The following is a 13,515-nucleotide window of genomic DNA, read 5'->3' as shown; positions in this document are numbered from 1 at the left end:
TATATAATACTAATATAAATCCATGCAAAAATAAACCCAACTCCTTCCAAAGGAGTTGGGTTATTACATATTACTTAGTCACTTCAAGATGCGATCTTAATTTATTCGTTAAATCTTGTTTCGCTGCATCTGGAACGTAGTAGTACCAAATACCATCAGCGGCTTTGTGACCGTCACCTGGGATTTGGATTTCTTCACTATTCTGCATGCAATCTTTGTAGTTCTTTTGAATATCAAACATTTGGTCTTGCGTTAAACTTGTTTTAACATTTTTCTCAATTGCTTTTAACACGTCACCGTAACTTGCCAGAGAAGATACGCTAGCACCTTTTTTGATTACAGCTTGAATAACTTGGCGTTGACGCATTTGACGGCCAAAGTCACCACGTGGGTCTTCGTAACGCATACGAGAATATCTTAATGCTTCTGTACCATTAAGATGTATATTCCCTTTAGCAAATTGTGATCCTTCATATTTAAATTCTAAATCATTGTTAACATCTACCCCACCAACTGCATCTACAACATCTTTAAAGCCAGCCATATTTACCTCAATATAATGATCAACTGGTACATCAAGGAAGTTTTCCACCGTTTTTACAGCCATATCGATTCCACCAAATGCATATGCATGATTAATCTTATCCTTTTTACCTTTACCTACAATTTCTGTATAAGAATCACGTGGAATACTAGTAATTTTCATAGATTTTTTTTGTGGGTTTAATGTAAATAACATCATCGAATCTGAACGCCCTGTCTCATCCGCTCTTTGATCCACACCCATTAACAAAATAGATATTGGCTTATTGTCTGCAACATCTACTTTCTTATCACGTTTTTCAGACTTATCACGATCCAATGGTTTATGCACTGCATCTAATGTATTTGATACGTTAGAATAGACATAGTATGCACATGCTCCTCCTGCAACAACTAGAAAACCTATTATACCTAAAATCCAAAATAAAATTTTCTTTTTCATAACTTATACCTTCTTTAATTTTTATTTATAACTAATTACGCATTATTTGCTATTCACATATTACAACAAATACATTTATAAATAAAAGCTTTTTTATTTCTTATGATTGTAATGAAAGTTCACTTTTTATTTGAGTAGTTGATATATCTTCAGTTCTTGGTAAATAAACCACTTCGCAATATTCTTTTAAAAAATCAAACTTCCCTTTCCAGTCATCACCCATAACAAATACATCAATTTCATACTTTATGATATCTTCAACCTTTTGTTCCCAAGTATTTTCTGATATTACTAAGTCCACATATCTAATGCTTTCCAGTAGCATTTTTCTCTCTTCAAATTTAAAATATGATTCTTTTCCTTTTAATGCATTAAATTCATCTGTTGATATTCCAACTATTAAATAATCACCTAGATCTTTTGCTCGCCTTACTAAATTTATATGACCATAATGTAGTAAATCAAATGTTCCATAAGTTAAAATTCGCTTCATATTTTAAAATACACTCCTAAAATCTACTTATTTATTTTTTAAGATTAGCCTTTTTAAATCCCGAGAAATCATATTAGGTAAAACCAAAATAATTATTATATATACCATGCCAATGACTAATGATTTAATCGTCATGTTTATAAAATCATTTACAAACATTTTTGGGATGAAATATACGAAAATAAAAGTTATCAATGCGGCTAGAAAATAAGTATATACTCCTTGGAACATAAACTTTAAATCTAGATATTTTCGAATTAGATATACCCTAAAAAAGCAAACCATAAATTCAACAAATACTATAACAAATGTTGCACCTACTGCACCATATCGCGGTATAAATATTATATTAAGTATCAGGCTAATTATTGCACCTAGTACTAATGGTAATACGTATTGTTTATCCTTTTCAAAAGCAAGTGCATATTGATTTGCAAAGACACCGCCTATTGGAATAAAAATAATAATGAAACTTACCCAGAACATTAAAGGTGACATAGGAATAAAGCTTTCTCCAAAGAACCAAGGAACAAATTCATAAGAATTGAGCATTACGATATTACAGAATAATAGCGCTAGCACTATCGTATAATCTAAAGACTTTTTCAAGTATTTATGAAGAACTTCATTTTGATTATTAACAACCATATTAGCGAGTCTAGGTAATAACACCATACTTAGCGAAGTAATGACAGCCAAAATAATTCTAGATATTTTTTGCGATTGATCATAATAGGATAATTCGACAGGCCCAGCTATCATTCCTAAGATTGTTTTATCAAATGTAATATATACTTGAATAGCTAATTGTGGAATTAGTAGTAGTAAGGCAGCCCTAAAGCTATCCTTCAGGTACTGTCTATTAAATGAGAATTTGGTTACATATTTAGATAACCCCATCCAAAATACTATATTTCCTAGCAAGGCTCCTAAGGACATTATAAGCATATACTTCCACAAGTCATTTTCATCACGAATTAAAATAAAGATCAATATAATTGATACAGATTTAATTAGCATATTTCTTAAAACTACTTGTTTAATCCTTTCAATACCAATATAAAACCATGAAATATCAAAAATAACCCCAAAAAGAAATGGCAGTTGCAATAAAAAATACATTCTATATTCTTTATTTACATTTATAATATAGAATGTATATAACCCTATAACTACAATTCCTGCTAAAAATTGAATTAACCATAGTCCCCAAAATGTTTCATTTACTTTATTTTGAGAATCTCTATTTTTTGCTATACTTCTAATACCCAGTTGACCAATTCCTAAAAAGGCCAATACACCTAAAATTTGGACAACTGAAAAAGTATAACTGTTTATTCCTAATGCCTTTACTCCTAAGACCCTAGAAAGAAATGGCATAGTAAGAATTGGAGTGATTATAATAAATAATTGATATAAAGCATTATATAAAAAGTCACGTAATACTTTTTTCATATTATAATTTTAGCTAATTTATTTATAATTACTTTAATTTAAATAATTACTATATATATATTTAGCTACCCTTTCTGAATACTTAAAATCAGTATATTCATGAACTATCTTTTTTATATTTTCCCTTTCAGTTTTATAATATTTTTCATCAGTAAGCAACTTCTCTAATTCACAGATAAAATGATTGTATATGTTCACCTTTGGACCAGGAGTCCAAAATTCAAATGGATTTAATAGGAATCCCCTATTATTACGATATTGATCTAAATCTGTATTCAAAAATAATATCGGCTTATCTAATAAAAGATAATCAAAATAAACACTTGAATAATCGGTTATTAACAAATCCGTTTCAGATAATATTTGGTATATATCTAAATTATATTTTGCTAAAAATTCCGAAGTACATAACTTGATATTAGAAAATCCCTCAAATGTTTTTTTATAATACTCTTCCTCTTTAGGGTGTAATTTCACAATAACTGTAATTCTGTTTTTTACTAAATAAGCATTAAATTCATTGATATTCATATCACCTAAACCGAATATATTATATTCCCTGTTTAAATCCGATTCTTCTCTGATATATCCTTTTCTGAATGTCGGCATAAATACCATTAATTTATTGTTTTCACTAACTGAAAAGTATTTCAATATGATGTCTCTCTTTTCTCCTCCCCTCAAATTTAAAAGATCATTTCGTGGGAATCCAGTGATAACATATTTATTATTTATTCCTATACAGGCATTCAATAACGTAGTGTACGTTTCTGAACTAGAAATTACTCGATCTAATGTATCGATTTTCTTTTTATTCATAGTAGTTTCATTTTCTAATAACCCCATTTTTTTCAAGGGTATTCCATGCCATAATTCAATGAATTTTTGTTTCTTTTTCATTTTTTTTATAGGGCCATGCGATGTGATAACAATAGATCCCGTCCCTAAATGCATAGCATTTTCTATCGGTTTTTTCAGCATTTTTTGAAAATTTATATATATTAAATCTAGATCATTATATTCTTTAGTCATAAAATCATATAGCACTTTCACATTGGAACCTGAACCTGGTGCATAATCTATAAAAATTAATTTTTTGGGGTTCATTCTTAAAAAACAGAAAATAATTCTAGCGATTAAAAATGTAATTCTATTCCTCATATTTCCTCTCCTAGATTACTATTTTTCAATGTAACAACAATAAAAACTTCTTCCTTAGTTATCTTTTCGCAATATTCAAAAGAAAATTAGTCGTTCTTTCTCCCAGAACCCTAAACATAAATAATCTGATGTTCTTTTTAAATCTTTTATCCTTGGTAATCCAAGACCCATTAAAGTGATGAATACAATAAGTATTTTTAGTTACTCTTAAAATCCCCGTTTTATATTCTTTAGGACAAAAGTACTCTTTAGGATAAATATGCATCCCATTATTTAATACTTGATAATTTCCATTAGGCTCAAATCCTTGATCAGAGCAAATTTCAGTGATAATTTCTACATTCGTAGTTGTATCAAGATCCCCGTTTTCCAAATAAAAACTTCTATTATCATAGTATTTTAAAAACATATTAATTGCCTGACTATTTTTCATAGCTCCTATAATCCCTGTTGGGATAGTAATATCATCTTCAAACCCACTAAAGCTGTCATGCTCTAAAAATGCATCAAACCCCTTTAAAACCTCCACATCTGTATCAAGATAAATACCACCATAATTATAAAGTGCCCATAGCCGTACATAATCAGAAACAAATGCCCATTTTTTCTCCTCATAAGCTTCTTTTACAAATTGATTGCAATTAATATCAAAATTCTCCTCATTCCATTCTATAAATTCATAATCTGGTAAATGTTTTCTCCACGACTCTATGCATTTTTCTATAAATTCCGATTTCTTATTTTTTCCAAACCAACAATAATGAATTACCTTAGGAATTTTATTCATTTCACTATACTCCATTCTATAAAATAATTTAATAAATTATTTTCTTATTTAAAAATAGACATAATGAATCTAAATTCATTATGTCTATTTTTAATATGTTAACTTACAAAAACACTACCACAACCTGATTTCATAGGGAAGCGGCGTACTATATCCCAATAATAGGTTAGCAAAATAATAACTTAGTGCAAAAAGAATAAATACAATCTTTGCTTTTGGATTTTTTTGTATAAATAACGCAAAAATAATAATTTCTGTAATACTAATATAGAAAAGTAAACGTCTAAATATTAGCATTGGATACAAAGGGAATGTTAATATTAAGCTTATATAGTATATACCAAATATAACTTCATGCTTCTTTAGATGAATAAATTTTTCTTTATTGCTTACTAACCATATGCTTAATAACAATTTAACAATTAATAGCACTGCCATTTTCCATGATAATGAGTATTCTAAATATTGACTTGAAGCCCATTCTGTATAATAGGAATATTGATTACCAAAAACTTTAGATATTATTTTAATAATTAATTCGTCAAATCTAACAAACATCAAAGAAAAAGAAATAACTAGTAAGGTAACTCTTTTAGTATTCGTATTAATATATCTCGTTACTAAATTATGCAAAAAATACATTGGATAGAAAAATATCGCACTCTTATGAAACATAATTGTTACAATAAACATTAAATTATATTTGATGAACTTTTTATTGATTATATTATTTACATTAATTAAAAACAGACCCATTGCTATAAATTGCCTTATTGTATTTAAAGAGGTATTAAAATAATATAAACTAATATAAAAGAATACAGCCATGTAATATACTTCTCTTGTGTCGCTGTAATGCTTTATTGCCTTATAAATTAAATACTGTATAAGAAATGCTATAACTAAGAAAAAGATTTGGACTGGTATGCCTAAAAATTTCATGAAGTCCATTATATATACTAGCCCAGGTTCTGAAAACCAAACTCTTCCCTCAGTATACATTCTTTCATAAGAATAATAATCTGTCCCTACTCCATATCTAAATCCGGCTAATAAAAGAACGTACGTACTAGCCAGCCAATAGAATACTTGAGCATATCTCCCCTTCAATAAGGTTAATAACGATAGTATTAGCATAAAAATATATGCAAACATTTTATGAACTCCTTAAACGTTTAAATAAAACTTCATACAAACCTATCTTTAATAAAACAGCACCTACCCTATGCTTAAATGGTAATAGGTTGTAAGAATCTGAAAGACTATTCAGTTGTCTTTTTTTCTCTTTTACAGGTTTCTTATTTTCTAATGAGTAGTTTATTAAGTATATCCACAACCTTGCTTCAACCACTCCACAAAATTTCTCGTAGGAACTTTCTTTAAAAAATGTTTTTAATACATTCATTGTATTTACTAGAGATTCATCAATGATCGGATTATAACTTCGAGTTATTGATCCTTCCCTCTGGATATAATAATACAAAGCTTCATTTACTACTTCTATACTATTACAAAAATATAAATATCTCGGCATAAAACCTACATCTTCAAAAAAAGCACGATTTTCAAAATATAATTCATTTTCTTTAATTATTTCTGTTCTATATAACTTGTTCCAAGCTACAACAAAAGGCTCATCATGTTTACAAAGAAAATTCTCTAGGACATCACCATTCAATAGATCTTTGTTAAAATAATATTCTTTCTCCCGTAGCTTACTCGCACCCTCATCTAACCAGATCTTTTTAAATCCGCAAACTACCAGGTCAATATTACCCGGAATGATTTTTTTATATAAATTCTCATACATAGATTTATCTAAATAGTCATCACCATCTACAAATGCTATAAATTCCCCACTAGCATGATTAATTCCCGTATTTCTTGCAGCACTTAAGCCACCATTTTCTTGAGAAATTACTCGTACACGTTTATCACGCTTTGTAAACTCATTAGCGATATTTACTGTATTGTCACGTGAACCATCATTTATAACTAATATTTCAATTTCCTTAATACTCTGCGCAATAAGACTTTCCAAACACTTTTCAATATAACCCTCAACATTATACGCCGCTACAACTATACTAATTTTAGGCTTCTCCATAGTTTACCTCCTTCCATTGATTATATAATTTAATAAATTCTTTATTATATTTGGAATCATTGGACCAAGGTCCCATTAAAATATGATTTTCATATAAAGAGTAATCTACCTTAAAAATATTGACACTATCTTTAAAATAATTTAAACTTGCAAATTTAATTTCCGTTTCAGTATACATATTCCCTAAATATTTTACCACTTGACCAGCTGTGTGCCCCGTGTCTACTGAATCATCTACGACCAAAATTTTATTTATATTCTTCATCTCATGTTTATTCATATCAAAGTAAATTTCTCTATCTATATTCTGATTATGAACTCCAGATTGAATTTCTTTACGTCTTAAATATTCTTTAAGAGATTTAGGAATAATTTTTATTACAGGTTTTATAAATTCTTTTAACTTATTCCCCTTACGTACCGCTTGAATTTCTAATAACGGCACCCTTAAGTATTCACTTATTGTTTGTCCTATTAAAAATGACCCTTTGGCTATAAATATAACCACATCTGGCTGAAAATCCTTTTCAATTTTAGTTGCTAATTTTTTGCTTTCTATTTCCAAATTTCTTATTGATAATTCTAAACAATTCACTGTATTTACCTCTTTTTATTAATTTAAAAACTCTAGCAAACTTAGTTATATGATGGGCTATCTGTAGGCATTCCTTTTGAACATATTTTGCCCTTTTTAAATTTTCTTTGAATGTCTGTGGATCACCATTAAATTCTTCTATAACATTGTAGTTTCTACCTAATTCTATAAATGTATGTGCATCGCTACCTATAGCCTTAGTTGCATTATATCTGTTCGCAATTTCTAATTGAATTTCTGAAAAACACCCCTTTATATTTCTACCATTGTGAACTTCAATGATATCAATTAAATCTAGGTTTTTTCGAATCTCTTCTTCCACCAAAACTGTTTTATATCTTTTTTCATCATATGGATGAGGAATATATACTATTCCTCCTTGTTTTTTTATCTCTAACATTGTATCCCTTGGAGATTTTCCCGGGCTTATCTTTTTATTTATAAATAATCCTATTATTTCACCCTTACTAGAAAATATTTCCTCTCCAATAATTACTCTAATTGAATGTTTCTCAAGAAAAGGTTTAAATTTTAACGCACCCTCAATTTCATCATGATCCGTAATCGCTACCACATTTATTTTTCTTAATTTTAACATGAGTAAATAGAACCACTTGCCTAAAGTGCTATCATGCGAATAGCACGTATGGGTGTGTAATTCGACATTTATTCCCATATATTTCTCCTACTTTCTAAACAACTCAAAAAATTTAATATGCTCCTCTGCCGACTACAACATTCTTAACAGTTAATAGCAAAATCTTAATATCAAACCATAATGATGCATTATAAGCATAATATAGCTCTAAATCTACCCTCTCTGGATATCCTACATCACTTCTTCCACTTACTTGCCAATAACCTGTAAGACCTGGCTTTACAGATAAAAATTCATCTTTTCTTTCTCCGTACTCTACCAACTCTTCTTGTACTACTGGTCTTGGACCAACAAGGCTCATATCACCTTTTAAAACATTTAAGAATTGTGGAAGTTCATCTAAGCTAGTCTTTCTTAAAAATTGGCCTACTTTTGTTATACGTGGATCTTCGCTTGGCTCTAATTTATAATTATTATCTATATATTTTTTATATAATATTTCATTACTTCTTAATTTCTCTTCCGCATTCACAATCATTGATCTGAATTTATAAATATGAAATTCTTTTCCATTCTTCCCCATACGGATCTGTTTAAAAAAGACAGGCCCCTTATTATTCCCTATCATATATAAAATTGAAATTAAAAGAAAAATTGGAGAAAAAACTATTAATCCAACTATTGCTCCAATTAGATCCATGACCCTTTTTAAACATAAATATATACCACTAGGTTTTCTTATTTCCAACGTACTGTGTTCTAATGAATCACTTACTATTTCACGACTGCCCAAATCTATCACCCTTCCTTTATACAGTTATTTTTTCTCTTTTTATAACTTCATTCATATAATTTATTAATTCTTCATTTAAATTTTCATGCTGTAGCGCCATCTCAATCGTCGTCTTAATAAATCCAAATTTCTCCCCAACATCATAACGTATACCTTGAAAATCATATGCAAATACACGTTGAATTTCATTTAATCGTTGAATTGCATCTGTTAATTGAATTTCCCCACCAGCACCTGTTTGTTGACTTTCAAGGAACATAAAGATTTCTGGTGTTAATACGTAACGACCCATAATTGCTAAATTTGATGGTGCTGTACCTACTGCTGGCTTTTCAACAAACTGACGCACTTGATAACGACGGTCGTTTTGTTCAATTGGATCGATAATGCCGTAACGATGTGTTTCATTTTCAGGCACTGTTTGTACACCTATTACAGATGATTGCGTTCCTTCATATTGATCCATTAATTGGCGTAAACATGGTGTTTCTGCCTGCACAATATCATCACCAAGTAATACCGCAAATGGCTCATTTCCAATAAATTTACGGGCGCACCATACTGCGTGTCCCAGCCCTTTTGGTTCTTTTTGTCTTATGTAATGAATGTTAATTTTTGAGGAAGCTTGTACTTTTTCAAGCATTTCATACTTTCCTTTTTCTAAAAGGCTTTGTTCAAGCTCGAAAGAATGATCAAAGTGGTCCTCAATGGCACGCTTTCCTTTTCCAGTAACAATAATAATATCTTCAATTCCTGATTCTATCGCTTCTTCTACTATGTATTGAATTGTCGGTTTATCAACGATAGGTAACATTTCTTTCGGCATTGCTTTCGTTGCTGGTAAAAACCTTGTCCCCAGTCCCGCAGCTGGAATAATTGCTTTTCTTACTTTTTTCAAATCTAGTACCCCCAAGTGTATTATTATATCTATATGTAACAATAACAAAAACCCTACCTATAAAGTCATAGTTATTACTCCATAGGTAGAGTTTCTGTTAAAAATAAATTATGGGCATCTAACCCATCCTCACGTCATACTCCCGACGACAAGCGTCTAAGGTAGGTTCGAAAATAAATTTTCTACCCACAGCACGACCGAGTGCCCCCATTGATAACGGTTAGGAGACATCACCAATTCTTTATTTAAAAAATACCGAACAATTTTTTACGACGAATTTGTTCTGGATCTTCTTTGTAAATTGCCTTCCCGCTAATTAATAAGTACGGATTTTCTTTCAAATCACTCATAACATTCATTCCAAATTCTTTCTCAATTAGTTCATAGCTTCCCGCTAAATGAAATCCTCTTGACGTTGTGTTATGTGCATCTGATGCGATCATATGTGTTAAATTATGTTCTACAAGCTGTAGTGAGAATTTTTTAATTTTTTTTCCAAATTTCCCAAGTAAACTACCTGCTGTCACTTGTGTTAATGCACCTTTATTTACAAGATTATATAACTTATCTGGCCGCTCGATTAACTCGGCATTACGTTCCGGATGAACGATAATTGGAATCATTCCTTTTACGCGCAATTCATATAGTAGTTGTTCTGCATAACGAGGTACGTGATTTGATGGGAATTCAATGAATATATATTTATTTGTTTCATTTAAAGTAACGATTTTACGAGCTTCATAGTCTTCTAATAAATCGCCATATAATCTGACCTCTTGCCCAGGTAAAATGGTAAGTGGCATATTATGTTGTTGTAGTTCATCATTTAGTTGTTTTACATGATGAATAATTGAGGTACGTTCATTTACATATTTTCCATTTTGATGGTGCGGCGTTGCGACAATGGTATGTATTCCTTCTGAAACGGCTTGTTGTGCCATTGCTAAACTATCTGTTACTGTCTGTGCACCGTCATCGATACCAGGTAAAATGTGACAATGTAAATCTATCATTTGTTTCATCCTCCCTCTCTCCTATAAAGATCTTTTTTCCCTTGAATATGAGATATCGCTCATATTCAAGGGAAAAAAGGAGATATGTTTTTACCATATCTCACTTTAAAATTAGTTTGCACCGTAGTAGTAGTATAGGCCTTGTTCACGTTCACGGTCGTTTAGAACAACGCCCAACAATTTACCTTTAGCCGATTCTAACAATCCTTTTGCTTTTACCGCTGTTTCTTTCTCTGTCGATTCACTACGAACAACAAGAATAGAAGCATCACATACATTTGCCATAATTTGCGCATCGGTAACAGCTAAAATTGGTGGCATATCAAAAATAACTAGATCGTACATGCTGTATGCTTGTCCAAGAAGTTCTTTCATTGATTTTGAACCTAACAATTCAGCTGGGTTTGGGGGGATTGGACCACAAGCTAAAAAGTGTAGATTATCAACTAGTGTTGTTTGCACACATTTCTCTAAACGTTCACTATTTGTTAATACGTTCGTTAGTCCAAAAATGTTATCTACTTGGAACATTTGATGCATTGCTGGTTTACGCATATCTGCATCAATTAATAATACTTTTTTTCCTTGTTGAGCAAACACAACTGCCATATTCGCTGTCGTTGTCGTTTTCCCTTCACTTGGGTTTGCAGACGTAACCATTAATGAATGTAAATTCGTATCAATAGCTGCAAATTCAATATTCGTTCGAATATTACGATATTGTTCTGAAATTGGTGATTTCGGTTGTTGATGAGCAATTAATTGACGGCGTTGACGATGATTTTTTTTCTTTTTAAATAAATTAAGAGCCAATTGTTTGTCCCCTCACTTTTCTTGATGATGGAGCGTGTGATTTCACGTTCATTGTTTCTTCATCCATACGAGCTACAATTCCTAACACTGGTAATCCAAGTAAGCTCTCTACATCTTCTTCTTTTTTCACTGTGTTATCTAAGTATTCTAATAAGAACGCAAGACCAACTGAAGCCATTAAACCAACAACGAAAGCAATTGCCACATTTAACATTGGACGTGGTTTAATTGGAGATTGATTTTCTGCAACTTCTGCTTTAGATAATACTGTTACGTTATCAACGTTCATAATTTTTGCAACTTCACCTTTAAATACATCTGCAGTTGCATTCGCAATATCGCGAGCTAGTTTTGGATCTTTATCCTCAGCTGTTACAGAGATTACTTGTGAATCCTTTTCATTCGCAACATTAATCTTTCCTGTTAGCGCTTGAGATGTCATATTTAAATTTAATTTTTCATTCACTTGTTCTAAGATTACTGGACTTTTAATAATAACCTTATATGTATTCGTTAATTGAATATTCGTTTGAATTTCACCAGCTTGGAACATTGCACCCTCTTGTTTCTTCTGGTTAACAAGAATTTGCGTCGAAGATTGATAGATTGGTGTCATGAAGAAAAAGCTAATGATAGCACTTACAATAGCTGCACCAAATGCGATTACGAGGATCATTGCTAAACGTTTTTTTAAGATATGAAATAACTCTTTTAGACTAATTGTTTCTTCCATAGGTTCCTCCAACTTTCTAAAATTTACACATAGGAAAAATTATAACATATAAATCTTACATTTTTTATTTTTAATAATTCTGTTTTATATTTGTTCACAACAAACAAGTTTAATCTTACAAAATTATCTTAAATATGACAACACATTCCAATGATTTCCCAAAAATTTTATCATATCATGCTTTTTACACTGTATAACTTGATAAATAATTTTCAGAAAACAAAAAAGCCAACAAAAATTTTGTTGGCTTTTTATATTTTAGTAATAACCATACTGCTCTTTTTCTTCTCTTTTATCGTTTAAAACGACTCCAAGTATTTTGCCTGATGCTTTATCTAATATTTGTTTCGCTTTTACGATTTTATCTTTTTCCGTCTTTTCACTTCGTACAACGAGTACGATTCCATCACATTTATTTGCAAGTATTTGTGCATCTGTAACCGCAAGGACAGGTGGTGTGTCAATTAATATAATATCAAACATGTTATATGCTTCTAGCAACGCCTCGTCCATCGCCCGGCTCCCTAATAGTTCTGCTGGATTTGGCGGGATTGGACCTGCTGCCATTAAGTATACGTTCTCTATATCTGTTTTTTGAATGCATTGCATAAGTTTTGCTTGTCCTGATAATAAGTTTGTTAATCCATTTGAACTATGAATGGCAAATAAGTTTTGTATCGTCGGCTTCCGCAAGTCAGCTCCAATTAATAAAACTTTCTTTCCTTGTTGTCCGAAAACAACTGCTAAGTTTGAGATTGTCGTTGTTTTCCCATCGCCTGGATCGGCTGAAGTAACAATAATAGAACGAACATAATTATCTACAGATGTAAACTCAATGTTTGTACGAATGTTACGGTATTGTTCTGTAATACGCGATTTAGGCTCTTTATGTGTAATTAATTGTCGTAATGGTTTTCTTTTCTTTCTCCCGAACATATTCATAATCTCCTTTTGTGAAATGCGACATTTCCCTTTTCTCTCTCTTATGCTCGATTTCATACGTCTAATTAATATTCTTGCTGAGTTCCCCACATTTCATCATAATCAATAACATTCTACTTTGTCTTATTTAAGTACCTTAACA

The 13,515-nt window shown here is 30.8% G+C and carries 15 protein-coding genes; all 15 read right to left on the bottom strand.

What is annotated here, in order from left to right; translation table 11 throughout:
* Nucleotides 1-70: 70 nt before the first annotated feature.
* The 15 genes from tagU to ACTFP3_RS18985 all read right to left on the bottom strand — a co-directional run bounded on the left by tagU (nt 71) and on the right by ACTFP3_RS18985 (nt 13,367).
* Nucleotides 71-985, bottom strand: a complete 915-nt coding sequence (gene tagU / locus ACTFP3_RS19055) for a polyisoprenyl-teichoic acid--peptidoglycan teichoic acid transferase TagU (protein ID WP_048534525.1) — start codon at nt 983-985, stop codon at nt 71-73.
* Between the two features lie 100 nt (nt 986-1,085).
* Nucleotides 1,086-1,478, bottom strand: coding sequence for a glycerol-3-phosphate cytidylyltransferase (gene tagD, locus ACTFP3_RS19050; protein ID WP_048534523.1), 393 nt, complete (start codon nt 1,476-1,478; stop codon nt 1,086-1,088).
* A 27-nt stretch (nt 1,479-1,505) separates the two neighbouring features.
* Entirely contained in the window at nt 1,506-2,933 is a 1,428-nt protein-coding gene (locus ACTFP3_RS19045) for an oligosaccharide flippase family protein (RefSeq protein WP_440010990.1), read from the bottom strand.
* Between the two features lie 33 nt (nt 2,934-2,966).
* On the bottom strand, nt 2,967-4,094 hold the full coding sequence (locus tag ACTFP3_RS19040; protein ID WP_098376919.1) for a CDP-glycerol glycerophosphotransferase family protein: 1,128 nt from the start codon (nt 4,092-4,094) through the stop codon (nt 2,967-2,969).
* Between the two features lie 58 nt (nt 4,095-4,152).
* On the bottom strand, nt 4,153-4,896 hold the full coding sequence (locus ACTFP3_RS19035; RefSeq protein ID WP_048534512.1) for a glycosyltransferase family 32 protein: 744 nt from the start codon (nt 4,894-4,896) through the stop codon (nt 4,153-4,155).
* Nucleotides 4,897-4,995: 99 nt separating this feature from the next.
* Complete coding sequence (locus tag ACTFP3_RS19030; protein ID WP_048534510.1) at nt 4,996-6,036, bottom strand: EpsG family protein; 1,041 nt, start codon at nt 6,034-6,036, stop codon at nt 4,996-4,998.
* A gap of 1 nt (nt 6,037) precedes the next feature.
* Nucleotides 6,038-6,988 carry a glycosyltransferase family 2 protein gene (locus ACTFP3_RS19025; RefSeq protein ID WP_088046182.1) on the bottom strand — a complete coding sequence of 317 codons (951 nt, stop codon included), beginning with the start codon at nt 6,986-6,988 and terminating at the stop codon, nt 6,038-6,040.
* Nucleotides 6,975-7,583, bottom strand: coding sequence for a phosphoribosyltransferase (locus ACTFP3_RS19020; protein ID WP_088046181.1), 609 nt, complete (start codon nt 7,581-7,583; stop codon nt 6,975-6,977). The genes ACTFP3_RS19025 and ACTFP3_RS19020 overlap by 14 nt, the downstream gene beginning before the upstream one ends.
* The gene (locus ACTFP3_RS19015; RefSeq protein ID WP_088046180.1) at nt 7,522-8,259 is read right to left on the bottom strand and encodes a PHP domain-containing protein; all 738 of its coding nucleotides are present in this window, start codon (nt 8,257-8,259) and stop codon (nt 7,522-7,524) included. The genes ACTFP3_RS19020 and ACTFP3_RS19015 overlap by 62 nt, the downstream gene beginning before the upstream one ends.
* 34 nt (nt 8,260-8,293) lie before the next feature.
* Nucleotides 8,294-8,974, bottom strand: coding sequence for a sugar transferase (locus ACTFP3_RS19010; RefSeq protein ID WP_048534506.1), 681 nt, complete (start codon nt 8,972-8,974; stop codon nt 8,294-8,296).
* 16 nt (nt 8,975-8,990) lie between these two features.
* Nucleotides 8,991-9,872, bottom strand: a complete 882-nt coding sequence (bpsC, locus tag ACTFP3_RS19005) for a UTP--glucose-1-phosphate uridylyltransferase BpsC (RefSeq protein ID WP_048534504.1) — start codon at nt 9,870-9,872, stop codon at nt 8,991-8,993.
* Nucleotides 9,873-10,117: 245 nt separating this feature from the next.
* Nucleotides 10,118-10,885 carry a tyrosine-protein phosphatase gene (locus tag ACTFP3_RS19000; protein ID WP_097920083.1) on the bottom strand — a complete coding sequence of 256 codons (768 nt, stop codon included), beginning with the start codon at nt 10,883-10,885 and terminating at the stop codon, nt 10,118-10,120.
* Nucleotides 10,886-10,996: 111 nt separating this feature from the next.
* The gene (locus ACTFP3_RS18995; protein WP_016513260.1) at nt 10,997-11,698 is read right to left on the bottom strand and encodes a CpsD/CapB family tyrosine-protein kinase; all 702 of its coding nucleotides are present in this window, start codon (nt 11,696-11,698) and stop codon (nt 10,997-10,999) included.
* Nucleotides 11,688-12,431, bottom strand: a complete 744-nt coding sequence (locus ACTFP3_RS18990; protein ID WP_000393137.1) for a YveK family protein — start codon at nt 12,429-12,431, stop codon at nt 11,688-11,690. The genes ACTFP3_RS18995 and ACTFP3_RS18990 overlap by 11 nt, the downstream gene beginning before the upstream one ends.
* A gap of 258 nt (nt 12,432-12,689) precedes the next feature.
* Nucleotides 12,690-13,367 (bottom strand): CpsD/CapB family tyrosine-protein kinase, encoded by a 678-nt coding sequence (locus ACTFP3_RS18985; RefSeq protein WP_440010988.1) that lies wholly within the window; start codon nt 13,365-13,367, stop codon nt 12,690-12,692.
* Nucleotides 13,368-13,515 lie beyond the last annotated feature (148 nt).

Origin of the sequence: Bacillus cereus group sp. MYBK5-2, assembly GCF_051915685.1 — a bacterium.
Classification (GTDB): domain Bacteria; phylum Bacillota; class Bacilli; order Bacillales; family Bacillaceae_G; genus Bacillus_A; species Bacillus_A cereus.
The sequence above is the reverse complement of the archived record's forward strand: the minus strand, read 5'-3'. Positions and strand labels throughout refer to the sequence as shown.